This window comes from Serratia proteamaculans, from assembly GCF_949794035.1.
Lineage (GTDB): Bacteria > Pseudomonadota > Gammaproteobacteria > Enterobacterales > Enterobacteriaceae > Serratia > Serratia proteamaculans.
Window position 1 is genome coordinate 5,285,475 of the sequence record NZ_OX461105.1, and the last position, 26,549, is coordinate 5,312,023.

Here is a 26,549-nt window from a genome sequence, read left to right on the forward strand (position 1 = left end):
CACAGCATAAAAGCCGGCCTTGTTCACCGCAACTTTGATCTCTCTGGGCTCTTTTTAACCGGCCACGTTGTAAAATCAGACGGTTTTGAGAGTGAATAGCCATTAGCCTGACCATGGACCAATGGCTATTCACAACTTATAAAGTTCATAACGAGGTTAACGCAATGTCGAGTAACAAAAAGCCGATGGTACTGGTGATCCTGGACGGTTACGGCCACCGCGAGGAACAACAGGACAACGCCATTCTGAACGCCAAAACGCCGGTGATGGACCGCCTGTGGCAACAGCAGCCACATACGCTGATCGCCGCGTCCGGGCTGGATGTCGGCCTGCCTGACGGCCAGATGGGCAACTCGGAAGTAGGCCACGTCAACCTGGGTGCCGGGCGCATCGTTTATCAAGACCTGACGCGACTGGATAAAGAAATCAAAGAAGGCGATTTCTTCGCCAACCCAACGCTGACGGCGGCGGTCGACAAGGCTGTTCAGGCGGGTAAAGCAGTGCATATCATGGGCCTGCTGTCGCCGGGCGGCGTGCACAGCCACGAAGATCACATTCTGGCAATGATTGAGCTGGCTTCACAGCGCGGTGCCAAAGCCGTTTACCTGCACGCGTTCCTGGATGGTCGCGATACTCCACCCCGCAGCGCAGAAAAATCGCTGCAACATTTCATCGACGCCTTTGCCAAACTGGGCACCGGGCGCATCGCATCGCTGATTGGCCGTTATTACGCCATGGACCGCGACAACCGTTGGGACCGCGTGCAACTGGCCTACGATCTGCTGACCCAGGCCAAGGGTGACTTCGTGGCCGATAACGCCGTTACCGCCTTGCAGGCCGCCTACGAGCGCGGTGAAAACGACGAGTTCGTCAAGCCGACCGTGCTGCAAGCCGCCGGTGAAGCCTCTGCCGAGCTGCATGACGGCGACGCGTTGATTTTCATGAATTTCCGTGCTGACCGTGCACGCCAGATCGTCCGCTCCTTCGTCAATGCTGATTTCGACGGCTTCCCACGCGCCAAAGTCATCCATTTTGGTGATTTCGTGATGCTGACCGAGTATGCCGCCGACATCAAAGCTCCTTGCGCCTATCCGCCGGCGTCGTTAAGCAATACCTTCGGCGAATGGTTGATGAAACACGACAAGACCCAGCTGCGCATCTCGGAAACCGAAAAATACGCCCACGTCACCTTCTTCTATAACGGCGGTGTTGAAGAGCCGTTCACCGGCGAAGATCGCGTGCTGGTCAACTCACCGAAGGTCGCTACCTACGATCTGCAGCCGGAAATGAGCGCCGCCGAACTGACCGATAAGCTGCTGACCGCCATTGGCAGCGGCAAGTACGACGCCATTATCTGCAACTACCCGAATGGCGACATGGTAGGTCACACCGGCGTTTACGACGCGGCGGTAAAAGCGGTAGAAACACTGGATAACTGTATCGCCCAGGTGGTCGAGGCGGTCAAGGCCGCCGACGGACAGTTGCTGATCACTGCCGACCATGGCAACGCCGAACAAATGCGCGATCCGGCCACCGGCCAGGCGCATACCGCTCACACCAGCCTGCCAGTCCCGCTGATTTATATCGGCAAGCCTGCCAGCGCAGTCAATGGCGGCAAGCTTTCGGACATCGCGCCGACCATGCTGACGCTGATGGGAATGGAAATCCCGCAAGAGATGACTGGTAAGCCGCTGTTCATCGTGGAATAATCCTTCTCCATGAGGGAAAAGGCGTTTTTTGCACTATCAAGGGTAACCCGAAGCGCAAACACAGGCAGCCAGCCGCTGCCTGAACGCACCGCGCCAAGGAAGTTGACCACCATGTGCGCCAGCGTATTTTACGCTGGCGTCTTGTTGTTGCCGTTAGCCAGCCAGGCGGCGGAGGACAATAAATCCCAGCTCAAAGACATCCAGCAGAGCATCGCCGAGAAAGAAAAGGCGGTTAAACAGCAGCAGCAACAGCGCAGCTCACTGCAGGACCAGCTCAGGCAGCAAGAAAAAACCATCGCGCAAGCCAGTCGCCTGCTGCGTGACACCCAGGGCACATTGAGCCAGTTGGGGAAAGACATCTCCGGCCTGAATGCCTCAATCGCCAAGCTGCAAAAGCAGCAATCTACCCAGCAAGAAATCCTAGCCAAACAACTGGATGCCGCCTTCCGACAGGGCCAGCACAGCGCCGTACAGTTGGTGCTCAGTGGTGAAGAAAGCCAGCGCAGCGAGCGCATTTTGGCTTACTTCGGCTATCTGAACGAAGCGCGCCAGCAAACGATTGAAGAGCTGAAACAAACCCGCGCCGAACTGGCGAAGCAAAAAACCACGCTGGTCGCCAAGCAAGGCCAACAGAAATCGCTGCTCGGCGAACAGCAGACGCAGCAACAGAAGCTGGAGCAGGCACGCGGTGCACGTAAGAAAACGCTGACCGCACTGGAAGCCTCGCTGGAAAAAGACCAGCAGCGTCTGGTAGAACTGCGCCAGAACGAAACCCGCATGCGCGACAAGATCGCTCGGGCCGAACGTGAAGCCCGCGCCCGCGCGGAACGCGAAGCCCGTGAAGCCGCCAAGGTGCGCGAGCAGGTTCGCGTCAAAGAACAGCAGGCGAAGAAAACCGGCACCAGTTATAAGCCAAGCGAAGCCGACCGCTCGCTGATGGCCCGTACCGGTGGCCTCGGCCGACCGAATGGGCAGGCAATATGGCCGGTGCGCGGTCGCACTCTGCATGGTTTTGGCGAACAGCTGCAAGGCGAGTTACGCTGGAAAGGCATGGTGATCTCGGCCTCCGAAGGCAGCGAAGTGAAAGCCATCGCCGATGGCCGTGTATTGCTGGCCGACTGGCTGCAGGGCTATGGTCTGGTTGTCGTCATCGAACACGGTAAGGGTGACATGAGCCTGTATGGCTATAACCAAAGTGCGTTGGTCAACGTCGGGGCGCAGGTGCGCGCCGGTCAGCCAATCGCCTTGGTGGGTACCAGCGGGGGCCAGGGAACGCCGTCGCTCTATTTCGAAATTCGTCGCCAGGGTCAGGCCGTTAACCCACTACCGTGGTTGGGAAGATAGATTTGCGCTATATCAAAATCCGCACTGCCGTATTGATTGGCTGTCTGCTGCAAGTTTGCGCCGCACAGGCAGGAAAACTCTCCATCGTTATTGATGACGTCGGCTACCGGCCGCATGAAGAAGGCGCCGTGCTGCAGATGCCGACGGCGATTTCCGTTGCCGTACTGCCCAATGCTCCTCATGCCCATTTAATGGCCACCCGCGCCCACAGTCAGGGTCGCGAAGTGCTGATCCACATGCCAATGGCACCGCTCAGCAAGCAACCGCTGGAGCGTGATACGCTGCAGCCTTCGATGAGCAGCGAAGAGATCCAGCGCATTATCCGCAATGCGGTCAATAATGTGCCCTACGCGGTGGGTATGAATAACCATATGGGCAGCGCCATGACTTCCAGCCTGCCAGCCATGCAGAAAGTGATGCAGGCACTCGACAGCTACCAGCTCTATTTCCTCGACAGTATGACCATCGGCAACAGTCAGGCCACCCGCGCGGCAGCCGGCACGCACGTGAAGGTGATCAAACGTAAGGTGTTCCTGGACGATACCGCCAACGAAGCCGATATCCGCCGCCAGTTCAACCGCGCGGTCGAGTTGGCACGACGTAATGGTTCAGCCATAGCCATTGGTCACCCGCGCCCGGCGACGGTAAGAGTGTTACAGCAAATGCTGCCGACGCTGCCGGCCGATATCGTGCTGGTGAAACCGAGCTCACTGCTGAATGAGCCGCAGGGCAGCAGCAGCGGTGGCAATTACGTCCCACCACCGGTCAAGCCAACGAAACCACAGCCGAAGAACCCGTTCACCGGCGGTATCAAACAGTGTAAGGTCAAGTTGCCGAAGGAAAAAGTCAACGCCAGCAAGGCGATAGGCGTGATCGGCGAAAGCGTGACGCAGTCGCCAGCCGTCACCTTTATCAAACGCCAGTGGCAACGCTGGACAGACTCAACACCAGACAAACCCAAAGCATAAAAAAAGGGCCGGAATTCCGGCCCTTTTTACACCTAAGCAGCAACTTAAAACTAATCCCAGCTCAGAATCACTTTACCGGACTGGCCGGAACGCATGGCGTCAAAGCCCTGCTGGAACTGGTCAACGGAGAAACGGTGGGTGATGATAGGTGTCAGATCCAGACCCGACTGGATCAGCGCAGCCATCTTGTACCAGGTCTCAAACATCTCGCGGCCGTAAATCCCTTTGATAAACAGTCCTTTGAATATCACCTGATTCCAGTCGATCGACATATCCGACGGCGGAATACCCAACATGGCAATGCGTCCGCCGTGGTTCATCGCGTTGAGCAACGAACGGAACGCCGGTGGCGCACCGGACATTTCCAGCCCGACGTCAAAGCCTTCGGTCATGCCCAGTTCGGCCATCACGTCAGTCAGATTCTCTTTGCTGACGTTTACCGCACGGGTCACGCCCATTTTGCGCGCCAGATCCAAACGGTATTCGTTAACGTCAGTGATCACCACATGACGAGCGCCTACGTGCTTACATACTGCCGCCGCCATGATGCCGATCGGCCCGGCACCGGAAACCAGCACGTCTTCGCCAACCAGATCAAACGACAGCGCGGTGTGCACCGCATTGCCGAACGGGTCGAAGATAGATGCTAGCTCATCGGAAATGTTATCCGGGATCTTGAAGGCGTTAAACGCCGGGATCACCAGATATTCAGCAAAGGAGCCTGGACGGTTCACGCCCACGCCGGTGGTGTTACGGCACAGGTGCGTACGGCCACCGCGGCAGTTACGGCAATGACCGCAGGTAATATGGCCTTCACCGGAAACGCGGTCGCCCACGCTGAAGCCTTTGACTTCCTGGCCGATGGCAACCACTTCACCGACATATTCATGGCCGACTACCATAGGGACCGGAATGGTTTTCTGTGACCATTCATCCCAGTTATAGATATGAACATCGGTACCGCAGATCGCAGTTTTACGGATTTTAATCATGATGTCGTTATGGCCCAGCTCCGGCTGAGGCACATCGGTCATCCAAATCCCTTCTTCCGCTTTCAGTTTTGACAATGCTTTCATGGTTTTACCTTATGCAATAACGCCAAGATCTTTACCGATACGAATGAACGCAGCAATTGCACGTTCAATTTGCTCCGGGGTGTGATCGGCGGACATCTGGGTGCGGATGCGCGCCTGGCCTTTCGGCACCACCGGATAGAAGAAACCTGTCACATAGATGCCTTCCTTGAGCAACGCATTGGCGAAATCCTGCGCCAGTTTTGCTTCACCCAACATCACGGGGATGATGGCGTGATCGGCCCCGGCCAGCTCAAAGCCCGCCGCGGTCATTTTTTCACGGAACAGACTCGCATTGGCCCACAGGCGATCGCGCAGCGCGTCCCCCTGCTCCAGCAGTTCCAAGACTTTAATCGAAGCGGCGACAATAGCTGGCGCCAGTGAGTTGGAGAACAGATAAGGGCGCGAACGCTGGCGCAGCCACTCCACCACTTCTTTTTTTGCTGCGGTATAACCGCCGGAAGCCCCACCCAGCGCCTTGCCCAGGGTACCGGTAATGATGTCGACGCGGCCCATCACTTCGCAATATTCGTGGGTACCACGCCCATTAGCGCCGACAAAACCCACCGCATGGGAATCATCCACCATCACCAGCGCCTGATATTGGTCAGCCAGGTCGCACACCCCTTTCAGGTTGGCGATCACACCGTCCATTGAGAATACGCCGTCGGTGGCGATCATAATGTGGCGCGCGCCGTCGGCCTTGGCCTGCTCCAGCTGTGCAGCCAGTTCGGTCATGTTGTTGTTGGCATAGCGATAACGTTTCGCCTTGCACAGACGAACGCCGTCAATGATAGAAGCATGGTTCAACGCATCGGATATAATCGCGTCTTCCGGGCCCAGCAGGGTTTCGAATAACCCGCCGTTAGCGTCGAAGCAGGAGGAGTAGAGAATGGCGTCTTCCATCCCCAGGAAATCGGCCAGCTTTTGTTCCAGCTGTTTATGGCTGTCCTGGGTGCCGCAGATAAAGCGCACCGACGCCATGCCGAAACCGTGGCTGTCCATACCGGCCTTGGCCGCTGCGATCATCGCCGGGTGGTTGGCCAGACCAAGATAGTTGTTGGCACAGAAGTTGATCACATGGCGACCATCAGCAACGGCAATATCTGCCTGCTGAGCGCTGATAATGATGCGTTCTTCTTTGAACAACCCTTCACTACGGGTGGTCTCAAGTTGTTGTTCCAACTGCTGATAAAAAGACGCGGACATTCGGTTATCTCCAGGATTGGTCTGTTTTCAACATATTTTACTGATTTGTAACCAAACTGACGAGAATCTGCGGGAGAGAATATGAAAATTGCAGCAGATATCACGGCAAAGTGCTGCGGTGCTCGACAACGCGGGATATTCAGAGCCCGTCCGATGTTTGCGACGACATGAAATGCTATTATAAGCAGCATTGAGCGTGGGGCACTGTGTCCCACCGGGTAGAATAACAGGGGTAACCCAATGATTATCGTCACTGGCGGCGCCGGCATGATCGGCAGCAATATCATTAAAGCGCTGAATGACACAGGGTATCGCGATATCCTGGTGGTAGATAACCTGAAAGACGGCACCAAATTCGCCAACCTGGTCGATCTCGACATCGCCGACTATATCGATAAAGAAGATTTCATCGCCAACATCATCGCCGGTGACGATCTGGGTGAAATCGACGCGATCTTCCATGAGGGTGCCTGCTCTTCCACCACCGAGTGGGACGGCAAGTACATGATGGACAATAACTATCAGTACTCCAAAGACCTGTTGCACTACTGCCTGGATCGCGAAATTCCGTTCCTGTATGCCTCATCCGCAGCCACCTACGGCGGCCGTGAAGAGTTTATCGAAGAGCGCCAATTTGAAGAGCCACTGAACGTCTACGGCTACTCAAAATTCCTGTTCGACCAGTATGTGCGCGAAATCCTTCCGCAGGTAGAGTCACAAATTTGCGGCTTCCGTTACTTCAACGTTTACGGCCCGCGTGAAGGTCACAAAGGCGGTATGGCCAGCGTGGCGTTCCACCTGAACGGTCAGATCAACCGCGGCGAAAGCCCAAAACTGTTCGACGGCAGCCAGGACTTCAAACGTGACTTTATCTACGTCGGCGACGTGGCGGCAGTCAACCTGTGGTTCTTGAAAAGCGGCGTGTCCGGCATCTTCAACTGCGGCACCGGCCGTGCAGAAACCTTCCAGGCGGTAGCCGATGCCGTGGTCGACTTCCACCAAAAAGGCACGGTAGAAAACATCCCGTTCCCGGAAAAGCTGAAGGGCCGCTACCAGGCGTTCACCCAGGCCGATCTGACCAAGCTGCGCGCCGCCGGCTATGACGCACCGTTTAAAACGGTCGCCGAGGGCGTGAAAGAGTACATGGCCTGGTTGAACCGCACCGCTTAAGCAGAAGGGATTTAACGTAGGGTATGAAAATACTGGTTATCGGCCCTTCTTGGGTTGGCGATATGATGATGTCGCAAAGTCTCTACCGCACCCTGAAGGCCGAGCACCCGACGGCAGAAATTGATGTGATGGCGCCGGCCTGGTGCCGTCCATTACTGGCGCGTATGCCGGAAGTCAATCAGGCACTGTCTATGCCCTTGGGCCACGGTGCGCTGGCGCTCGGTGAACGTCGGCGGCTGGGGCATGCCCTGCGAACCAACGGTTACGACCGCGCCTATGTGCTGCCGAACTCATTCAAATCCGCGCTGGTGCCCTTCTTTGCCAAGGTGCCGCAACGTACCGGCTGGCGAGGTGAAATGCGCTATGGCCTGTTGAATGATATTCGCCTGCTGGACAAAACCGCCTTTCCACTGATGGTGCAACGTTACGTAGCCCTTGCCTACGACAAGCAACGCATTCAGCGCGCCGAAGACCTGCCACAGCCTCTGTTATGGCCGCAACTGCAGGTCAGCGACGAAGAAATTGCCGAAACCACCGCCGCCTTCAATCTGACAGATCATCGGCCGATTATCGGCTTTTGCCCAGGCGCAGAATTTGGCCCGGCCAAACGGTGGCCGCACTACCACTACGCCACGCTGGCCCAAAAGCTGATTGACCAGGGTTATCAAATCGCCCTGTTTGGTTCCGCCAAAGATAATGAAGCGGGCGAGCAGATCCGGGCCGCACTGGATGATGATTCCCGCAGCTTCTGCATGAATCTCGCCGGGGAAACCCAGCTTGAGCAAGCGGTGATCCTGCTGGCTTCCTGTTCGGCCGTGGTCAGTAACGATTCCGGCCTGATGCACGTCGCTGCGGCATTGAACAAGCCGCTGATCGCCTTGTACGGCCCAAGCAGCCCGGATTTCACGCCGCCGCTGTCCAGCAAAGCCAAAGTGATTCGCTTAATAAGCGGTTACCATAAGATACGCAAAGGTGATGCCGATCAGGGATACCATCAGAGCCTGATCGATATTCAGCCCCAGCAGGTGTTGGACGCGCTGACGCCGTTACTTGCCGCCAGCGAGGAATAAGCATGCAGGTGTTGATTGTTAAAACTTCCTCCATGGGAGATGTGCTCCATACGCTGCCAGCGTTGACCGACGCGATGCAGGCGATCCCCGGCATCCGCTTTGATTGGGTGGTAGAGGAAGGTTTCAGCCAAATTCCCACCTGGCATCCGGCAGTAGACCGCGTGATCCCGGTGGCGATCCGCCGTTGGCGCAAAAACTGGTTTGGTAGCGAAACCCGCCAACAGCGTTGCGACTTTAAACGTGTGGTGCAGGAGCGTGACTACGATGTCGTGATCGACGCACAGGGGCTAATCAAAAGCGCCGCGCTGATCACCCGCATCGCCAAAGGCAGCAAGCATGGTCAGGACAGCAAAAGCGCCCGCGAACCTTTCGCCAGCTGGTTTTATAACCATCGCCATGATATCGACAAACAACAGCATGCCGTAGAACGCACACGTGAGCTGTTCGCCAAAAGCCTGGGCTATGACAAGCCGGACAGCTACGGCGATTACGCCATTGCGGCCCGCTTTCTCAGCCATCTGCCGGCCGATGCCGGGCAGTATCTGGTGTTTTTGCACGCCACGACCCGCGACGAAAAACACTGGCCGGAGTCTCACTGGCGCGATCTGATTACGTTGGCCGCAGCGAGCGGATTAAAGATTAAACTGCCGTGGGGCGCGGAGCACGAACGTCAGCGCGCATTGCGTTTGGCGGAAGGCTTCCCACAGGTTGAAGTTTTACCCAAACTCAGCCTGCAACAGGTGGCCGAAGTCCTGGCAGGCGCGAAAGCCGTGGTCTCGGTTGATACCGGCCTCAGCCACCTGACCGCCGCGCTCGACAGGCCGAATATCACGCTGTTCGGCCCTACCGATCCAGGATTGATCGGCGGTTATGGTCAGAACCAACACTCATTGATTTCCCCAGAAAAGAGCATGGCAACCCTCACTGCCGACGCAGTCTGGTCCGAGTTGCAAAAGGTTATTGGATGAAAAAACTGCACATTATCAATTTAGGGAAAATGGGCGGTGTTGAACGCCTGTTCCTGCAGTACATCAACGACACCACCGACGGTAGCAACGAAGTGATTTGCATCAGCAGTGAAGTCGGCGAAGAGATTCGCCGGCAAATGCCTGACCAAAAAGTCACCTTTGCCAATCGGCTGATTAACTCGCTACCGCTGCGCTGCCCGCAATTTTTGCGTAAATACCTGCTGAAAAGAAAAATCGAGCAGGCCAATGCCGACGTAGTGATCGTTTGGGATCTGATACCGGGTCTGGCTGCTAAACCTAAACGCGGGAAGCTGGTTTATTACGATCATGGCTGTTCATGGCGTTACCCAAAGAATCACAAGACTTTACGTTTTCTCGCGATGCTGGACGGTTGCATCTCCGCGTCCTACGCCTCTAAACGGGTGATGGCGCTGCGGTTCAACCTGCCCTGCCCGAATCACGTGGTGATAAATCGGCTGAAAACGCCATCGGGTATCAGCGATAACCTGAAGCCGCTCAGTAAACCCGTCAGGATCGGCACGGCATCACGTTTGGTGAGCCTGAAAGGCATTAGTGTTTCGTTGTTGATGATGCAGGAACTACTGCGTCGTGGGCATGATGTCACATTGGAGATTGCCGGTAAGGGCCCGGATCGGGCAGCATTTGAAACCCTGGCAGAAAAGCTTGAGCTGAGCGACCGGGTCACCTTCAGTGGTTTCCAGGATAACGTAGCCGACTTCTTTAATCGTACGCATATCTACATGAGCACGCCGATCACCGAGCCCTTCGGCTTATCCTGTATGGAAGCGCTGTATTTTGGCGTACCGGTGATTTTCCCACAGGTCGATGGCCAGCCAGAGGTGATTCAAGACGGACACTGCGGCATTGGTCTGACGCCCTCGGTGACGATTGAAGAACATCAACGCTTGACCGGTATCAAAGTGGATTTCCCACATGATGTCTACGATCCGCTTAGCGATACCCTGGTAACGCCCAAGTTGCTGTCACATCTTGAATGTGCGGATGCGCTGGAAAGGCTGATGGTGCCGGAAATCTATCAAAATATGAGTCAAAATGCGCAACGTTACCCGGTCGAACATTTCAGCTACGCCATGTTCAAAACCGAGTTTGAAGACGCAATGAAATCATTTATTGTCCAACCGTAATGTGAGCCGGAAACCAAGACCCATGCTACTAAAAGAAACAACACCCCATCCCGCGTTCAGTTACCTCATCTACCTGGGCTGTGCCATCGCCTTTTGCACTATCCCTTTTGGCTCCGATACCGGAAGAAATATTTTCTATATTTCCAGCTATATCTCCTTCATTGCCGTTTGCCTGAATTTAAGATATTTCTTTAAAAATAAACGTAACTTGATTCTGCCAGTGCTGTTTTTCTGCGTGGGAATGGCGACTATTTTCTGGATGAATCATTTCAAACAGCCGGGCGATTACATCAACATTTACCGATCCTATATGTCGACTGGTAAGTTGCAGATCGCTACCGCATTTATTCTGTTGATTGCGTTAAATGAACGGCTTTGCATGCAGCGAGCATTCATTGTCATTGCATTGGTGACCGGTATCGCCGTCAACGGTTACTCGCTTTATCAGGGATTGTGGCTGGATATTTCACGCGTAGAACTCAATTTTGATCGTGCCACCGTTGCCGCCTACCTGATTACTGCCATCAATCTGGTGATGATGCAGGCAATACTGATGCTACGGACCAACTACAGGATCCCACTATACATTATCGGATTCCTGGTGACCTTCTCCACACTGGTGATCACCGGCACTCGAGCGGCAATGTTGGTTTATCCGGTTGCGGTTGCCCTGTCGATATTGGCGACAAAGAATCTGATTTCCCATAAGCATAAACTTCAGTTGATTGCCTCAGTGCCGCTGCTGCTCCTTGTCTGCGGCTTCATATTTCAATCACAGATAGAACAGCGCATTGCCGATTTTAAAACCAATATGCAACTGGTGAATACTCCGGAAATCGATAACTCCATTATGTCCCGCCTTTCGATGCAAATAATCGGCGCACGTACTGGCACCATGGCACCACTGGGGCAATCTGCGGAGCAACGCGGAGAGGAAATAAAAACCATCGTCGCCAAGCAACCTGAACTGTATGGCGTCATGCCTTATATCAATGTGCATCTGCATAACGAACTACTGGAGACCTATTCACTCAAAGGTATCTGGGGCGTACTATTTTTACTGGCACTCTATATCGGCCTATTCGTTTCTTCACTTAAGCCATATCGTAATGCAATGCTGCTAGGAGTGACATTCAGCCTGTTTGTCTATGGACTCAGCGACGTTATCTTCTTCAGCACCGAAGGCACTGCCATGTTCTGCCTGGCGATTATCGCCAGCGTGTTATCAGTGAAGAAAACACCCCCGACTCAGGATTGAAAAACATGGATTCATCACCACGCCTGCTCAGCTTTATTGTACCGTTTTACAATAACGAAAATTTCGTGGTCGCCAGCCTGAGCTCGCTGTTCAACCAGATTGGTGATGATATTGAAGTAGTTATCATAGATGATGGATCAACGGATGCATCCGCTACGCTGGTTCGCCAACTATTGGCCGAACGGCAGCATCCGCATGTGACGTTTATCTCGCAGAAAAATGGTGGCATCGCTTACGCCCGCAACGTCGGGCTGTATCACGCCAAAGGGCGCTATATTACTTTCCTTGACGGTGATGATTTACTGAACAGCAACTATCTGGCCATCCTGCGGCCATTGCTGATTGCAGATGAATATGACCTGATTGATTTTAACTATCAGAAATTTACTGACATCCAGCCAGCACAACCTGTTGAGATTGCCGCTTGCCACAGCACTTATGATTTTGCCAATCACGGCCTGTCCTGCCTTACCCCATTATTTGCCAACTCAATGTGGCATCTCTGGAGCCGGATCTACAGGCGAACACTGCTGAAGGGCGAGTCATTTGAAAACGGCCGACGCTATGAAGACGTGATCTTCACCCCTTTCCAGTATTTCAAAACTCAGAAGATTACCCACCTCGATCAGGTGCTTTATTTTTATCGGGACAACAGTCACGGGATCACCCGTAATATCAAAGCCAAAGACATTGAAGATATGCTGTTTGCTATCAATAAAATGCTGCGCTATATAGACCAACATCCCGGTAATGAACCGCTGCGGCAGTTGGCAGCCTTAATGCTCACCAACTGTTTTTCTGAAATGAGGGGCATGTCGAAGGCGCTATATGGTTACTATTACTATCAGCCGGAGGTGATCCAAACCCTTCAACGGCTGGCTGAGGTATGTCGCAACAGCGGCGTACCGCGAAAAAAAATCCGACAAATGCGTTACGCCTGGGTGGACACCTGGCTGTCAAAAATCCGCTGGCGGTTGAAAAAGCGCTAAACCTGCGCTTTATCTAACGAAAGATGATCCACGACTTCAGCGTAAATGCGCTGTGGTTGGATCACCCCCATCGGGCTTTCCGCTTCCAGTGGCATGGTGTAGCCGGTACGGGAAACCTGAATGATTCGATGTAGCTCCAGATCCTGAATCGGCCCGGTAGAACGCGAATCCGCGGTGACAAACAGGCTAATGGTTTTGACCTTCATCGCCACCGCCAGGTGCAATGGCCCGGTATCGCCGGTTACCAACACGTGGAAGCTGTCGATCAGCGTCAACAGCCCTTGCAACCCCGTTTTACCAATCTGGTTGTCGATGCATACCTGGGTTTCAGGACTAACCTGACTCAGGAATTGTTGTGCTTTCCCTTCATCAAAAGGCCCGCCAATCAGTACTATGCGTACATTGCCCTGTTTAGCCACCAGTTCGTCGGCCAGCCGGGCAAAATGTGAGACAGGCCAACAACGTGACTCAGTAGAGGCGCCTAACTGGAATCCAATAGTACAGTGCTCACTGCTTTTGACGCCCGCTTGGTAAGACACTGGAATTTCCATAGTGGGATCGTCACTACGGCAGCCCAGGATGGAAATCAGCTCCAACTTGCGGCGAATAAAGTGGCCGTAGTAATGAAAAATATAGTTGGTCAACCAGGGTTCAAGCCCGCAAATACCAGAACTGTAGTTATCCCTGATAATGTATTTAGCCCCGGACAAGACCGCACTGATAATGTCATACGGTAGATGTGAGTGCAGGATCAATGCCAAATCTGGTCGATGTTCGCGCAACGATTTTAACAGCGGGCGCATGGTTTTGATTTTGCTGTCCCAATACACCACCCGATCGTAATAGCGACCGTTCTCCACTAACCCCTGGTTTTTTTTGTGCACCACCAACGTGATATGTGCATCAGGGTAGCGTTCTCGCATCGCGCGAAGCGCCGGGGTATTGAACATAAAGTCACCCAGCGCCGTGGTGGAATAGATGACAATATTGTCAAACTGAAGCCGACTGTCGAAAGTCGCTTTATCCTGAAAACGGCCGGACTTTGCTGTATAGCGCCGTAAAAACCAATCCGCGACCTTAATTTTCCATTTCTTCGACATGTCAGTTCACTTTAAGTTGATAATACTCGGCCAGCGTCATGCCCACCGTGCGCTGCTGCAGCCAGGCAAAAAGCTGCTCCAAATCACGATATAACACTTCGATATCCTGCTGCGTTTTAAAGGTCGGGCTACCGCCGGGCATAAACTCAGACGAGTGCAGCATAAATTCAACGTAGTCATGGCCCTGAGCCAGACAGCGCTCAGCCACCAACTTCATTTTGTCCAGATTGCCGCCGCTTGGTCGCAACCAGTTAACCGACGGTGAGCGCCGTTTGCCACGCAGGCTATCGTAACCCTGTTTTAGCGTATTCATCAGCGCCGAATGCTTATACTGGATACTCATAGGCACTTCCAGTAGCGATGAGGAGCCCGCCATGGCGATATTTTCCGGATCGATAAAATAGGCCTGTGATGGGAAGTAGCGATAGTCGGTGCCGCCGTTGCCCTGCGGGTTGCCCGGTGAGTATTGCCAGTTAACGCGCGGCGTCACCGAACAATCCACCTGATAACCATATTCCAGTAGCAAGGCCGCATAGTATTCATTAAACGCCCAGCGCCCGGCGCGATGGCTGAGCATCTTGGTCTGGAAGCTGTCTTCCAGCAATTTGGTCATATGATCGACCTTGGCGCGAATTTGATCGACCGGGTATTCGATCAGATAGGGCTTATGGCGCCAGTCGTCGTCGGTTAATGGCGTCAGCGGTGGGCTGTTCCAGGCATGCAGGTGCATCCCCACCTCCCCGCAGCCACGGGCTATCACATCACGGGCAAACTCGACATATTCTGCATCCACCGCCATTTCATAGTTGGTGAGATACACCGGCTTAAAGCCATATTTCTCACACAGCGTCTGAAAGCGCGGCAAAAAGCGCGTGTTTTCGGTCGAAATGCGATCGTGGTTTTGCCACAAATTATCGCCTTCGGTATCAATGGTGATGAGAAACGCCGGTTTAGTCATAAATATCGAGCCTGATATCAATAGAATGCATTATGTTACGCAGGGCGTTTCGCCAGGGCAAACGACTTTGCTGCCTGGTTTGGACAACGTTGAAGGCCTTTTGTCACTCCCCCAGGCTATTTTTTCCCTTCACGGCAAGAAAACCGAGCAACAGTAGCCACATGCGATCGGGTCATTTAGAATCAAAGATTGGTTTCCCTGAAAGCGACTCATGATGAACGACGCGCCAGCCCTAGCTCCTGATACTTCGATACAGCGTATTCTGATCGTTAAACTTCGCCATCATGGCGATATGTTGCTGATCACGCCGGTCATCAATACCCTGCAGCAAAACTACCCGCAGGCGCAGATCGACGTACTGCTGTATAAAGAAACCCAGGAGATGCTGGCCAGCCACCCGGCGCTGTCGAATATCTTCGTTATCGATCGTCAGTGGAAAAAGCAGGGGACAAAAGCGCATCTGCGCCATGAGCTTAACCTGATCCGCCAGCTCAAAGCACAAAGTTACGATCTGGTGGTCAATCTGGCCGATCAGTGGCGCAGCGCCCTCCTCGCCAAACTGACCGGCGCGCGTATTCGTCTGGGTTTCGATTTCCCCAAACGGCAGGGCTTCTTATGGCGCTATTGTCATACGCAGTTGGTGCCGGTGAGCGATCACGCCCGGTTGCATACGGTTGAACAGAATCTGTCGCTGTTGCAACCGCTCGGCCTGCCAGCCCTCAGCCAGCAGGTGACCATGAGCTACTCGCAGCAGGACTGGCAGGCCTGCGAACAATTGTTGCAGCAGCAAAGCATTACCGGCGATTTTATTGTGGTACAACCCACCTCCCGCTGGTTCTTCAAATGCTGGAGCGAAGAAAAAATGGCGGCCACCATCAGCGCACTGCAGGCCGATGGCCACCAGTTGGTGATCACTTCCGGGCCGGACGCAAAAGAACGTGAAATGGTGGAGCGCATTCTGGCGCTCTGTCCGCCGCAGGACGTAGTTTCATTGGCCGGCCAACTGACACTGCGACAACTGGCCGCCCTGATCGACCACGCTAAACTGTTTATCGGTGTAGATTCGGTACCCATGCACATGGCCGCTGCGCTGCAGACCCCCTGCATCGCTCTGTTTGGCCCTTCCAAGCTGGTGTTCTGGCGCCCCTGGCAGGTGATTGGCAACGTGATATGGGCCGGAGACTACGGCGACTTACCCGATCCTGACGCCATCAATACCGGCACCGATGAACGTTATCTGGACCTTATTCCTACAGACGCGGTGATTGCAGCCGCGCGGAGCACGCTGGCATGAAAGCATTTCGTTTGGCGATCGTTCGCCAAAAGTACCGCCCGGACGGTGGAGCTGAGCGTTTCGTCTCACGCGCCCTTGAGGCGCTGGAACAGCAGGACCTCGATCTGAACGTTATCACCCGCGAATGGCAGGGTGACGCCAATCCAAACTGGCATATCCACCTGTGTAATCCGCTAAAATTCGGTCGCATCAGCCGTGAACGCGGCTTTGCCGAGGCAGCCAGAGCATTATGGCAGAAAGAAAACTTCGATCTGGTGCAGAGCCATGAACGCATTCCCGGCTGTGATATTTACCGTGCCGGTGATGGCGTCCATCGCCGCTGGTTACTGCAGCGGGCGCGCCTGCTACCGGAATGGCGTCGCAAGTGGCTGTTCTCCAACCGCTACCACCGTTACGTGATGTGTGCGGAACGGGCGATGTACGCCGCGCCAGAGCTGAAAGCCGTCATCTGCAATGCAGAAATGATCAAACAGGAAATCATCGATGACTTCGGAGTACCGGCCGATAAAATCACGGTGATCTACAACGCCATTGATAATCAAAAGTTCCTGCCCGCCAATGCCGAACTGCGTCAGCAACTACGTCAGCAATACCAGATCCCGCAGCAGGCGCACTGCCTGATTTTTGTCGGTTCCGGTTTTGAGCGCAAAGGGTTGGCCGCTGCCATCCGTGCCGTTGCAGCGACCGATAGCTATCTGTTGGTGGTGGGCAAGGATAAGGCTGAAAAACGTTATCAGGCGCTGGCCCAGTCGCTGGGTTGCAGCGACCGGCTACGGTTTATGGGCGTGCAAAAACAAACGCTGCCGTTCTATCAGGCTGCCGACGCCCTATTGCTGCCTACACTGTACGATCCGTTTCCCAACGTCATCCTGGAAGCGATGTCCTGCGGACTGCCGGTCATTACCAGCACCACCTGCGGCGGCTCGGAATTTATCACCCAGGGGGAAAATGGCTTCGTGACCGATGCCCTTGATGTCCCCGCGCTGATCGCAGCGATCACCGCGCTACCGCGCCAGGCTTTGGGCTCCGCCATGGGCGAAGCAGCAAGATTGCGTATTATGTCGGCTACCCCGGCACACCTGTCGGAACAGTTGATCTCCCTTTATAACCGGCTGCTGGATTAACTATGCGTATTCTGATGATTATCGACGGCCTGCCAGGCGGAGGCGCAGAAAAAGTGGTGCTGACCCTGTGCCAGGGTATGCAGCAAATGGGCCATGACGTCAGCCTGATTTCATTGCGCGAAGTCTGTAACTACCCGATCCCCTCAGGCATTCACTATCAGGTGGTGGCGGACAGCAGCCGCTCGCCATGGCGTAAACTGACCGAACTGTCTCGCCGCGCCGCCGCGCTGGATCGGGCTATCGGCGACAATGAACGCCAACAGGGTGCCTATGATTTGGTGTTCTCCAACCTGCATAAAACCGATCGCATTGTCAGCCGCAGTCAGTTGCTTTCTTCAGACCGCCTGTGGTTTTGCATTCACGGCATCCTGTCGACCTCCTATCTGGGCCATCGAAAGGGGCTTGATCGCTGGCTGAAACAGCGGAAAATCGCCTCGGTTTATCAAGGCAGAAATATCGTTGCCGTATCAAAAGCCGTGGGAGACGATTTACAGCAGAACCTGCCGATCATCCCAAATCGGCTGGCGGTAATTAACAACCCGTTTGATATTGCCGCCATCGAACAGCAGGCGGCGGAACCCTGTGAGCTGGCAGGTAAAGATTATCTGTTGCACGTCGGGCGCTTTCATCCACACAAACGGCACGATCGCCTGCTGAAAGCCTATGCGCAATCGGGCATACAGGCTCCACTGGCGCTGATTGGCACCGGCAGCGAAGCCAACGTAGAAGAAGTGAAACAGCTGGCAAGCCAGTTAGGTATCGCAGACCGCGTACTGTTCCTCGGCTTCCAGGCCAATCCTTATCCGTTTATTCGACACGCATCTCTGCTGGTACTCAGCTCCGACAGCGAAGGCTTTGGCAACGTGTTGGTGGAAGCGCTGCTCTGTGGTACTCCGGTCGTCAGCACTCGCTGCCCTGGTGGACCGACGGAAATTCTGGAAAAAGCGGGGATGGATAACGCGCTGGCGGAACTTAATGAAAAGTCACTGGCGGAAAAAATGGCGAAAATTTATGCCAATCCGCCAGAGATTAATCATCAGCAACTGTTGGGCTATGGGCTAAATCCTATTTGTCAGCAGTATTTAGCGCTCAAGAAATAAAGTAAGGCAGGGAACCCTGCCTTATATTTAATTAATTGAATGCCTGAATTTTCTGCCAGACATCGTCGACGGGCACATCAATACAGTCACCCGATTCGGTTTGCAGAATGTGATAACGTCCAGACCATGGATGCCAGGATTCTTTATCAGTATCCCCAAAGAATACCACCATGTCTTTATTCAGCGCCGCGGCCAAATGCATCTGGCCGCCGTCGCTGCACAACACTCTGTCGCATAAATCAAAACCGGCAAGTAATTCACGCACCGACGCCGTTGGGTACAGCGCCACACGCTCGTTCTGACAAAGCGCCAATAACTGCTCTGCGCGTTTCTGATCGCCAATATCATCCGGCGTTAGCGTGCCCTGCGGCGACCAGAAAATCAGCACCGCCGTGTTCTTATCGGCGAGTAAACGATTGATAATTTCGGCATAGCGCTCGATCGGCCAGCGCCGTTTGGGGCTGCGACTGCTGATATGAACAGCACAAACTCGCTCGACCGATGGTAAGCACTTTTGCAAACGCTGCGCCGCCAGCTGGCGCTCTTCTGCCGTCAGATACACCCGCACCGGAGGGATCGGTATACGCTGTTCGGTAATGGCCGAAAGGTAGCTGTAGGTATGCTCTACCTGATGCTTGCCGCTGAAATTTTCCTTACGAAAAGGATGATGAATATCAGGCGTGCCCAAGTCTGCGCCAATAATATTGTCGATCCCCGCCATTTTCGCCAAGCGCAGGCTGTACTTGCAGGGAACCGGGTTGGCCAGGATCGCCGCATCAAACTTTATTTTGCGCAGCTTAAGGAAAATCATCAGACGCTCGAAATATACCCCCAGCGTGGTTTCATTTTTCGCCTTGTGCTTTGCCTTTTTATAGACGAAAACCTTTTCGAGGTGCGGGTTATTTTTAACAACATCCTGACTGACTTTATTGATTAACAGATAAAGTTTGGCATCCGGATAGGCAATTTTCACCCCTTCGATCAGCGGAGTGGTACAAACAAGATCGCCAATATTGTCACGGCGAATAATTAAAATATTCTTCATTCCAAGCCTATCAGCGAAATCTCTCGCCTGTTGTCTGAAACTGACACCCAAGGTTACCAAATTAGCGCCTTTCCCTTCCAGTTATGGTACTATTCTGAATAACCCATATAAATGAAATTGATAGAATGTTGCTGCGTTTATATCAGGTACTACTCTACCTCATCCAACCCCTGATCTGGCTCCGCTTACTGTTGCGCAGCCGCAAAGCTCCAGCCTACCGTAAACGCTGGGCAGAACGCTATGGCTTCTGCGCCGGAAAAGTCGTGCCGGGCGGCATCATGCTGCATTCCGTCTCCGTGGGTGAAACGCTGGCCGCCATCCCGTTGGTCCGCGCACTGCGCCACCGTTACCCCTATTTACCGATTACTGTGACCACCATGACGCCGACTGGTTCAGAACGCGTGCAGTCCGCCTTCGGTAAAGACGTTCATCATGTTTATCTGCCTTACGATCTGCCTGGCTCCATGCGCCGCTTCCTGGATCAGGTGAATCCCAAGCTGGTCATCATCATGGAAACCGAGCTGTGGCCCAATCTGATTAACGCCCTGCACCAGCGACAGATCCCTCTGGTGATTGCCAACGCCCGACTTTCCGCCCGTTCTGCCGCCGGCTACAAAAAAATCGGCGGTTTTGTCCGCGATATGCTGCGCCGCATTACCCTGATCGCCGCGCAAAACCAGGAAGACGGCGAACGTTTTGTCGAACTTGGCCTAAAGCGCTCACAGCTGACGGTGACCGGCAGCCTGAAATTCGATATTTCCGTTACGCCAGAGCTGGCTGCACGCGCCATCACGTTACGCCGCCAATGGGCGCCGCGTCGTCCAGTGTGGATCGCCACCAGCACCCACGAAGGTGAAGAAAACATTCTACTGGCAGCGCACCGCAAACTGCTGGAAAAACACCCTGACCTGCTGCTGATCCTGGTGCCACGTCACCCTGAACGCTTCCCTACCGCTAAAGAGTTGGTGCAAAAAGCCGGCTTCAGCTACACCCTGCGCAGCAACGGTGAAATCCCTTCCGGCAGCACCCAGGTGGTGATCGGCGATACCATGGGCGAACTGATGCTGCTGTATGGCATTGCCGATCTGGCCTTTGTTGGCGGCAGTCTGGTGGAACGCGGTGGACATAACCCGCTGGAAGCCGCTGCACACGCCATCCCGGTACTGATGGGACCGCATACCTTCAACTTCAAGGATATCTGCGCCAAGCTGTCGCAGGCCGAAGGGTTGATCACCGTGACCGACGAGGAGTCGTTGGTCAAGGAAGTGGCTACGTTGCTCACCGACGAAGACTATCGCCGCTATTACGGCCGCCACGCGGTAGAAGTGCTGTATCAAAATCAGGGAGCGCTGCAGCGCCTGCTGCAACTGTTAGAACCGCACCTGCCACCTCGGAGCCATTAAATGAGCGCCCGCAAAAGCCTGTCGGTGGTGATTATCGCCAAGAACGAAGCCGGGCTGCTGCCGGACTGCCTGCGCTCCGTAGACTGGGCAGAGGAAATCGTCATGCTGGATTCAGGCAGCCAGGATGAAAGCGTCGCCGTAGCCGAAAGTCTGGGCGCCAAAGTATTCACCCATATCGACTGGCAGGGATTTGGCAAACAACGCCAACTGGCGCAAAGTTACGCCAGCCACGACTATATTCTGATGATCGACGCCGACGAACGCGTTACACCAGAACTGCGCCAATCAATTGAACAAACGCTGGCCGCTCCGGACGATAATCAAGTCTACAGCTGCGCGCGCCGCAATCTGTTCCTCGGGCGTTTTATGCGTCACAGCGGCTGGTATCCTGACCGAGTCAATCGGCTGTACGCCAACCAGCGCTATCGCTATAACGACAATCTGGTGCACGAGTCGCTCACGATCAACGGGGCGAAAGTGGTGCCTCTTAGCGGCGATCTGCTGCACCTGACCTGCCGCGACTTTTTTGCCTTCCAGCGTAAACAGCTGCGTTATGCCGAAGAATGGGCCAATCAACGCCATCAGGCCGGTAAGCGCTGCGGCTATCTCTCGATTCTGACCCATACCCTCGGTGCCTTCTGCAAAACCTGGTTGCTGCGTGCCGGCTTCCTGGACGGCAAACAGGGGTTGCTGTTAGCGGTGGTCAACGCGCAATATACCTTCAATAAATATGCCGCACTCTGGGCATTGGGCCGCAACTATTCAGAGAAGTGAATCATGACCCGTAAAGCCATCTATCCCGGTACTTTCGATCCCATGACCAACGGCCACCTGGATTTGGTAACCCGTGCGTCACTGATGTTCGATCACGTTATTTTGGCGATAGCCGCCAGCCCGAGTAAAAAACCGCTGTTCACACTGGAAGAGCGCGTAGCTTTAGCCAGCCAGGTGACATCGCATCTGGATAATGTAGAAGTGCTGGGGTTCAGTGAACTGATGGCGCATTTTGCAGCCCATCAGAATGCCAATATTCTGGTTCGCGGTCTGCGTGCGGTATCTGATTTTGAATATGAGCTGCAGTTGGCCAACATGAATCGCCATTTGATGCCGACGCTGGAAAGCGTGTTCCTGATGCCTTCCGAAGAGTGGTCGTTTATCTCTTCCTCGCTGGTGAAAGAAGTGGCGCGCCATGGTGGTGACATCGCCCCTTTCCTGCCGGCGGTGGTCACCCAGGCCCTGTTCGAAAAACTCGCCGCGCAATAATCAGCGCTGGCAGCGTCGGCAAAAGAAAGTGCTGCGCTGCCCGTGCTTGGCGGATTCAATCGGCGTGCCACATGCGCGGCAAGGCTCGCCCGCCCGGCCATACACCTGCAGTTCCTGCGCGAAATACCCCGGCTTGCCGTCCGATTGCAGGAAATCACGCAGCGTGGTGCCGCCTTGCTCAATAGAGCGCAGCAATACCGCCTTAATGGTTTCCACCAACACTTCAGCTTCCACTTTACTCAGCGAACCCGCAGGACGGTCAGGCAGGATCCTGGCGGTAAACAGCGATTCACTGGCGTAGATATTGCCCACCCCCACCACCAGCTTGTTATCCATCAGCCAGGGTTTGATCAGCGTGCGCTTGTTACGCGATTTTTCGTACAGGTAGGCACCGGTAAAAGCGTCACTCAGTGGTTCCGGCCCAAGGTGGGCCAGCACGTTACTGGTCGCCAGATCGTCACACCATAACCAGGCGCCAAAGCGGCGCGGATCGGTGTAACGCAGCGTCATACCGTTGCTGATCACCAGATCGACGTGGTCGTGTTTACCGGCCTCGGTCTCTTCGGCCAACATCCGCAGGCTACCTGACATCCCCAGGTGAACGATAATCCAGCCGCTCGCCAGTTCAATCAGCAAATACTTGGCGCGCCGTTGCACGCTGAGTACCGGCTGGTCGCTCAACGCCAGAATTTGCTCGGAAACCGGCCAGCGCAGACGCGCATTGCGTACCACGGCATATTGAATGCTATGGCCGACAAGGTAAGGTTCAATACCACGGCGGCTGGTCTCAACTTCTGGTAATTCAGGCATCTGGCGCTCTCCTGTCGGTTTTCTACTCTTATAACGCAAAAAACCCGGCCGAGGCCGGGTTTTTATTAATCCACTAAAATTATTTAATTTTAGCTTCTTTGTAGATCACGTGCTGGCGGACAACTGGATCGAATTTCTTCAGTTCCAATTTTTCCGGCTTAGTACGCTTGTTCTTCGTGGTGGTATAGAAGTGACCAGTACCAGCAGAAGAAACCAGCTTGATCTTCTCGCGAACACCTTTAGCCATGATGCAGTTCCTTAATACTTCTCACCACGGGTACGCAGATCGGCCAAGACCGTCTCAATACCCTTCTTATCGATAACACGCATACCTTTAGCAGATACACGCAGCGTTACAAAGCGCTTCTCAGCCTCAACCCAAAAACGGTGTGAGTGCAGGTTCGGCAGAAAACGGCGTTTGGTCGCGTTCATTGCGTGGGAACGGTTGTTACCGCTCACCGGGCGCTTGCCAGTAACTTGGCAGACTCGTGACATGTCTATTCTCCAAAAATCAAATCAGCTCGAGCTTCGTATAGAGTATGGCCGCCTCGTCAGGCTTTTAGAGCCCATCTCAGCAAACTTCATACTGAGGAGACTCTCGTCATCAGGTTAGAAACCACACATCAGGTTAGAAACCTGCTGAGATAGGCTCTTACGCCAAACCCAAGATTCTCAAAGGTGGCGTAGTATACGCTCTGAAGCGTAAGTGCTCAAGTCCCGAACAGCTAAAGATCCCATAAGGATCGCGAAAAAATCGCTTAAAGCCATCCGCGCTCGGCAAAAGAGACACATTCACCCCGACCTATCACCAAATGATCGAGCACTCGGATTTCCAATAACAGGCAGGCATTAACCACTTGCTCGGTTATCAAACGATCGGCATGACTGGGTTCAGCCATACCCGAGGGGTGATTATGCGCCAGAATAATGGCGGCCGCATTAGCCTTCAACGCTTCGCGCACAATTTCTCTCGGGTATACGACAACGCTGCTGATGGTACCAGCAAACATCTCCTGATGGCGAATAACACGGTGCTGATTGTCTAAAAACAATACCAAAAACACTTCACGCTCATGATGTGCCAGCAAACTTTGCAAATAATGCTGGGTCATCCTGGGGTTAAGCATGGCATTTTCCTGCGCCAGATGGCTGGAAAAGAAGCGGAACGCCAACTCGGAAATTGCCTGCAATTGAGCATAGCTGGCATTACCCAGCCCTTTATGGCTGCAAAAAACTGAATGATCCGCCGACATCAGGTGATACAGCGAGCCAAACTGCTCCAACAGTTGCTCAGCCAGTTGCATGACATGTACACCGGGAAAACCGGTGCGCAGAAAAATGGCCAGCAGCTCCGCATCAGACAGCGCCGGCGCACCATAACGCAATAACTTTTCCCGTGGTGCCAGCATATCCGGCCACAAGGTGATTACCTGACTGCTCATCATCGCCCCCCTGAAAACGCCACAGCATGCCACGCAGCGGAGAGGCCAACGACAGGTGTTTGATAACATTGCGAAGTACTGCGCAAAGCACAATGTAACGCACTGCAGACTCAGCAGAATCGCTCACCTGTCTGGCGGTTATGCTAAAATGGCACATCTTTCGGATTCAATCGGACAATCATGATGACGGGACTTTCCGGCAAACATATTGTGCTTGGCATCAGTGGCGGCATCGCCGCTTACAAATGCCCGGAACTGGTACGCCGCCTGCGTGACAGAGGCGCGGAAGTGCATGTGGTAATGACCAACGCGGCGAAAGCCTTTATCACGCCGCTGACTCTGCAGGCCGTCTCCGGTTATCCGGTCTCAGACGATCTGCTGGATCCCGCCGCCGAAGCGGCGATGGGCCATATCGAACTCGGTAAATGGGCAGACCTGGTGATCCTGGCTCCGGCTACCGCCGATCTGCTGGCACGCGTCGCAGCCGGCATGGCCAACGATCTGCTGACTACCCTTTGCCTGGCCACGGCGGCACCGATCGCCGCCGCGCCCGCCATGAACCAACAGATGTACCGCGCCGTCGCGACTCAGGCCAACCTGTGCACTCTGCAGGCACGCGGTATGCTGCTGTGGGGACCAGACAGCGGTAGTCAGGCCTGTGGTGACATCGGCCCGGGGCGCATGCTCGATCCGCTGGAAATTGTCGAACTGGCGAACAGCCATTTCTCTACGCCACAAGATCTGCAACATTTAAAGATTATGCTCACCGCCGGCCCGACGCGCGAAGCCTTGGATCCGGTGCGTTTCATTAGCAACCACAGCTCCGGTAAAATGGGCTTTGCCATCGCCCGTGCCGCCGCCGCACGGGGTGCACAGGTCACGTTGATCGCGGGGCCAGTCAACCAGCCAACGCCCCCCTGGGTCACCCGGGTTGACGTCGTCAGCGCGTTGGAAATGGAACAGGCGGTGCAGCAACGCGCCGCTGCGCAGAATATTTTTATTTCCTGTGCTGCCGTGGCCGACTACCGTGCCGAGCAGATTTCCGATGAAAAAATTAAAAAACAGGGTGATGAAATCATCCTCAAAATGGTAAAAAACCCCGATATCGTTGCCGGCGTTGCCGCAATGACCAAAAATCGTCCCTTTGTCGTGGGGTTTGCCGCCGAAACCCAGAATGTGGAAGAATACGCGCGACAAAAACTGGCGCGTAAGAAACTGGATTTAATTTGCGCTAATGATGTATCGCTTGCAGAGCATGGGTTTAACAGTGACACCAATGCCTTGCACCTTTTTTGGCAGGATGGAGAAAAGCGCCTGGCGCTGAGCGACAAGGCACTCCTTGGCCAACGTTTAATAGACGAGATAGTCAGCCGTTATGAAGAAAAAAATCGACGTTAAAATCCTCGACCCACGTATCGGACAGGATTTCCCATTACCGACCTACGCCACCCCAGGCTCTGCCGGCCTGGATCTGCGCGCCTGTCTGGACAGCGCCGTTGAGCTGGCTCCGGGTGAAACTACGCTGCTGCCTACCGGCCTGGCTATTCACATCGCCGATACCGATCTTGCGGCAGTAATCTTGCCACGTTCCGGTCTGGGCCATAAACACGGCGTCGTACTGGGCAACCTGGTCGGCCTGATCGATTCCGATTATCAGGGTCAACTGATGGTTTCCGTCTGGAACCGCGGTCAAAAATCCTTCACTATTGAACCCGGTGAACGTATCGCACAGATGGTATTTGTGCCGGTGGTACAAGCTGAGTTCAATCTGGTTGAAGAGTTCGACAGCAGCGAACGTGGTGCCGGTGGTTTCGGTCACTCCGGCCGCCACTAAGCGATACCCGATTGCCGACAGGGAAACGTCACCTGAAATCTTGCCACCCCGGAGAGAAGGACAGCTCTACGGCAAGGTTTGGCCGGCTACGATTTCAGCGCAGGCCAGGACGCGCGGAGAATACAGGTCGTTAAGGCCGCTGACCCCAGCATCGTAAAAAAGCTATCACATAAGCCGCACAGAGATATCTCTGCAGCGGCCGGTGCCCGGGTTTTCGAAAGTCTAAGCAGTTTTAGCAAGGGTCTAATCAGA

At 54.3% G+C, this 26,549-nt stretch carries 26 protein-coding genes; 17 read left to right on the forward strand and 9 right to left on the reverse strand.

Annotated elements, in window-relative coordinates:
* Nucleotides 1-164: 164 nt before the first annotated feature.
* The 3 genes from gpmM to QOT07_RS24600 are packed head-to-tail and all read left to right on the forward strand — an operon-like array spanning nucleotide 165 to nucleotide 4,021.
* Nucleotides 165-1,709, forward strand: coding sequence for a 2,3-bisphosphoglycerate-independent phosphoglycerate mutase (gene gpmM, locus QOT07_RS24590; RefSeq protein ID WP_099063890.1), 1,545 nt, complete (start codon nucleotides 165-167; stop codon nucleotides 1,707-1,709).
* A 9-nt stretch (nucleotides 1,710-1,718) separates the two neighbouring features.
* Entirely contained in the window at nucleotides 1,719-3,053 is a 1,335-nt protein-coding gene (envC, locus tag QOT07_RS24595; protein WP_099063891.1) for a murein hydrolase activator EnvC, read from the forward strand.
* A 2-nt stretch (nucleotides 3,054-3,055) separates the two neighbouring features.
* Nucleotides 3,056-4,021: a divergent polysaccharide deacetylase family protein gene (locus QOT07_RS24600; protein ID WP_099063892.1), complete on the forward strand. Its 966-nt coding sequence runs from the start codon at nucleotides 3,056-3,058 to the stop codon at nucleotides 4,019-4,021.
* A 50-nt stretch (nucleotides 4,022-4,071) separates the two neighbouring features.
* Here QOT07_RS24600 and tdh read toward each other — a convergent pair whose 3' ends face one another.
* On the reverse strand, nucleotides 4,072-5,097 hold the full coding sequence (tdh, locus tag QOT07_RS24605; protein ID WP_099063893.1) for an L-threonine 3-dehydrogenase: 1,026 nt from the start codon (nucleotides 5,095-5,097) through the stop codon (nucleotides 4,072-4,074).
* A 9-nt stretch (nucleotides 5,098-5,106) separates the two neighbouring features.
* Nucleotides 5,107-6,303 (reverse strand): glycine C-acetyltransferase, encoded by a 1,197-nt coding sequence (gene kbl / locus QOT07_RS24610; RefSeq protein ID WP_099063894.1) that lies wholly within the window; start codon nucleotides 6,301-6,303, stop codon nucleotides 5,107-5,109.
* A gap of 240 nt (nucleotides 6,304-6,543) precedes the next feature.
* Between kbl and rfaD the strand changes: the two genes are divergently transcribed.
* The 6 genes from rfaD to QOT07_RS24640 are packed head-to-tail and all read left to right on the forward strand — an operon-like array spanning nucleotide 6,544 to nucleotide 12,924.
* Nucleotides 6,544-7,473, forward strand: coding sequence for an ADP-glyceromanno-heptose 6-epimerase (gene rfaD, locus QOT07_RS24615; RefSeq protein WP_219017227.1), 930 nt, complete (start codon nucleotides 6,544-6,546; stop codon nucleotides 7,471-7,473).
* A gap of 23 nt (nucleotides 7,474-7,496) precedes the next feature.
* The gene (gene rfaF, locus QOT07_RS24620) at nucleotides 7,497-8,543 is read left to right on the forward strand and encodes an ADP-heptose--LPS heptosyltransferase RfaF (RefSeq protein ID WP_207979992.1); all 1,047 of its coding nucleotides are present in this window, start codon (nucleotides 7,497-7,499) and stop codon (nucleotides 8,541-8,543) included.
* A 2-nt stretch (nucleotides 8,544-8,545) separates the two neighbouring features.
* On the forward strand, nucleotides 8,546-9,511 hold the full coding sequence (gene rfaC, locus QOT07_RS24625; protein WP_129936350.1) for a lipopolysaccharide heptosyltransferase RfaC: 966 nt from the start codon (nucleotides 8,546-8,548) through the stop codon (nucleotides 9,509-9,511).
* Nucleotides 9,508-10,677 carry a glycosyltransferase gene (locus tag QOT07_RS24630; RefSeq protein WP_283604139.1) on the forward strand — a complete coding sequence of 390 codons (1,170 nt, stop codon included), beginning with the start codon at nucleotides 9,508-9,510 and terminating at the stop codon, nucleotides 10,675-10,677. The genes rfaC and QOT07_RS24630 overlap by 4 nt, the downstream gene beginning before the upstream one ends.
* A 22-nt stretch (nucleotides 10,678-10,699) precedes the next feature.
* Nucleotides 10,700-11,935, forward strand: a complete 1,236-nt coding sequence (locus QOT07_RS24635; RefSeq protein WP_283604140.1) for an O-antigen ligase family protein — start codon at nucleotides 10,700-10,702, stop codon at nucleotides 11,933-11,935.
* A 5-nt stretch (nucleotides 11,936-11,940) separates the two neighbouring features.
* Nucleotides 11,941-12,924 carry a glycosyltransferase family 2 protein gene (locus QOT07_RS24640; protein ID WP_283604142.1) on the forward strand — a complete coding sequence of 328 codons (984 nt, stop codon included), beginning with the start codon at nucleotides 11,941-11,943 and terminating at the stop codon, nucleotides 12,922-12,924.
* Here QOT07_RS24640 and QOT07_RS24645 read toward each other — a convergent pair.
* Together QOT07_RS24645 and QOT07_RS24650 are read right to left on the reverse strand one after the other, a co-directional pair.
* A complete protein-coding gene (locus QOT07_RS24645; RefSeq protein ID WP_283604144.1) occupies nucleotides 12,921-14,024 on the reverse strand; it encodes a glycosyltransferase family 9 protein in 1,104 nt (367 codons plus the stop codon). The genes QOT07_RS24640 and QOT07_RS24645 overlap by 4 nt on opposite strands.
* Nucleotide 14,025: 1 nt before the next feature.
* Nucleotides 14,026-14,982, reverse strand: coding sequence for a polysaccharide deacetylase family protein (locus QOT07_RS24650; RefSeq protein ID WP_283604146.1), 957 nt, complete (start codon nucleotides 14,980-14,982; stop codon nucleotides 14,026-14,028).
* Nucleotides 14,983-15,193: 211 nt separating this feature from the next.
* On the opposite strand from QOT07_RS24650, the gene rfaQ reads away from it, so the two are divergent.
* From rfaQ to QOT07_RS24665, 3 genes are read left to right on the forward strand one after another with little or no spacing between them, the layout of a single operon-like run.
* Nucleotides 15,194-16,276 carry a putative lipopolysaccharide heptosyltransferase III gene (rfaQ, locus tag QOT07_RS24655; protein ID WP_283604148.1) on the forward strand — a complete coding sequence of 361 codons (1,083 nt, stop codon included), beginning with the start codon at nucleotides 15,194-15,196 and terminating at the stop codon, nucleotides 16,274-16,276.
* Entirely contained in the window at nucleotides 16,273-17,400 is a 1,128-nt protein-coding gene (locus tag QOT07_RS24660; RefSeq protein WP_099063904.1) for a glycosyltransferase family 4 protein, read from the forward strand. The genes rfaQ and QOT07_RS24660 overlap by 4 nt, the downstream gene beginning before the upstream one ends.
* A gap of 2 nt (nucleotides 17,401-17,402) precedes the next feature.
* Entirely contained in the window at nucleotides 17,403-18,500 is a 1,098-nt protein-coding gene (locus tag QOT07_RS24665) for a glycosyltransferase (protein ID WP_283604150.1), read from the forward strand.
* Between the two features lie 31 nt (nucleotides 18,501-18,531).
* Here QOT07_RS24665 and QOT07_RS24670 read toward each other — a convergent pair whose 3' ends face one another.
* Nucleotides 18,532-19,545 (reverse strand): glycosyltransferase family 9 protein, encoded by a 1,014-nt coding sequence (locus QOT07_RS24670; RefSeq protein WP_283604151.1) that lies wholly within the window; start codon nucleotides 19,543-19,545, stop codon nucleotides 18,532-18,534.
* Between the two features lie 125 nt (nucleotides 19,546-19,670).
* Here QOT07_RS24670 and waaA point away from each other — a divergent pair, with 125 nt between their 5' ends.
* From waaA to coaD, 3 genes are read left to right on the forward strand one after another with little or no spacing between them, the layout of a single operon-like run.
* Nucleotides 19,671-20,948: a lipid IV(A) 3-deoxy-D-manno-octulosonic acid transferase gene (gene waaA / locus QOT07_RS24675; protein ID WP_283604153.1), complete on the forward strand. Its 1,278-nt coding sequence runs from the start codon at nucleotides 19,671-19,673 to the stop codon at nucleotides 20,946-20,948.
* A complete protein-coding gene (locus QOT07_RS24680; RefSeq protein WP_283604155.1) occupies nucleotides 20,949-21,722 on the forward strand; it encodes a glycosyltransferase family 2 protein in 774 nt (257 codons plus the stop codon).
* A gap of 3 nt (nucleotides 21,723-21,725) precedes the next feature.
* On the forward strand, nucleotides 21,726-22,211 hold the full coding sequence (coaD, locus tag QOT07_RS24685) for a pantetheine-phosphate adenylyltransferase (protein ID WP_085120057.1): 486 nt from the start codon (nucleotides 21,726-21,728) through the stop codon (nucleotides 22,209-22,211).
* Here the strand turns inward: coaD and mutM are convergent, their stop codons facing one another.
* The 4 genes from mutM to radC all read right to left on the reverse strand — a co-directional run bounded on the left by mutM (nucleotide 22,212) and on the right by radC (nucleotide 24,463).
* Nucleotides 22,212-23,021, reverse strand: coding sequence for a bifunctional DNA-formamidopyrimidine glycosylase/DNA-(apurinic or apyrimidinic site) lyase (gene mutM, locus QOT07_RS24690; RefSeq protein ID WP_099063908.1), 810 nt, complete (start codon nucleotides 23,019-23,021; stop codon nucleotides 22,212-22,214).
* Nucleotides 23,022-23,100: 79 nt separating this feature from the next.
* The gene (rpmG, locus tag QOT07_RS24695) at nucleotides 23,101-23,268 is read right to left on the reverse strand and encodes a 50S ribosomal protein L33 (protein WP_004392084.1); all 168 of its coding nucleotides are present in this window, start codon (nucleotides 23,266-23,268) and stop codon (nucleotides 23,101-23,103) included.
* 11 nt (nucleotides 23,269-23,279) lie between these two features.
* On the reverse strand, nucleotides 23,280-23,516 hold the full coding sequence (rpmB, locus tag QOT07_RS24700) for a 50S ribosomal protein L28 (RefSeq protein WP_004953342.1): 237 nt from the start codon (nucleotides 23,514-23,516) through the stop codon (nucleotides 23,280-23,282).
* A 263-nt stretch (nucleotides 23,517-23,779) separates the two neighbouring features.
* Nucleotides 23,780-24,463: a RadC family protein gene (gene radC / locus QOT07_RS24705; RefSeq protein ID WP_099063909.1), complete on the reverse strand. Its 684-nt coding sequence runs from the start codon at nucleotides 24,461-24,463 to the stop codon at nucleotides 23,780-23,782.
* A 180-nt stretch (nucleotides 24,464-24,643) separates the two neighbouring features.
* Here radC and coaBC point away from each other — a divergent pair, with 180 nt between their 5' ends.
* Together coaBC and dut are read left to right on the forward strand one after the other, a co-directional pair.
* Nucleotides 24,644-25,861 carry a bifunctional phosphopantothenoylcysteine decarboxylase/phosphopantothenate--cysteine ligase CoaBC gene (gene coaBC / locus QOT07_RS24710; RefSeq protein WP_283604232.1) on the forward strand — a complete coding sequence of 406 codons (1,218 nt, stop codon included), beginning with the start codon at nucleotides 24,644-24,646 and terminating at the stop codon, nucleotides 25,859-25,861.
* Nucleotides 25,839-26,297, forward strand: coding sequence for a dUTP diphosphatase (dut, locus tag QOT07_RS24715; RefSeq protein ID WP_085120061.1), 459 nt, complete (start codon nucleotides 25,839-25,841; stop codon nucleotides 26,295-26,297). The genes coaBC and dut overlap by 23 nt, the downstream gene beginning before the upstream one ends.
* The last annotated feature ends 252 nt before the right edge of the window (nucleotides 26,298-26,549 follow it).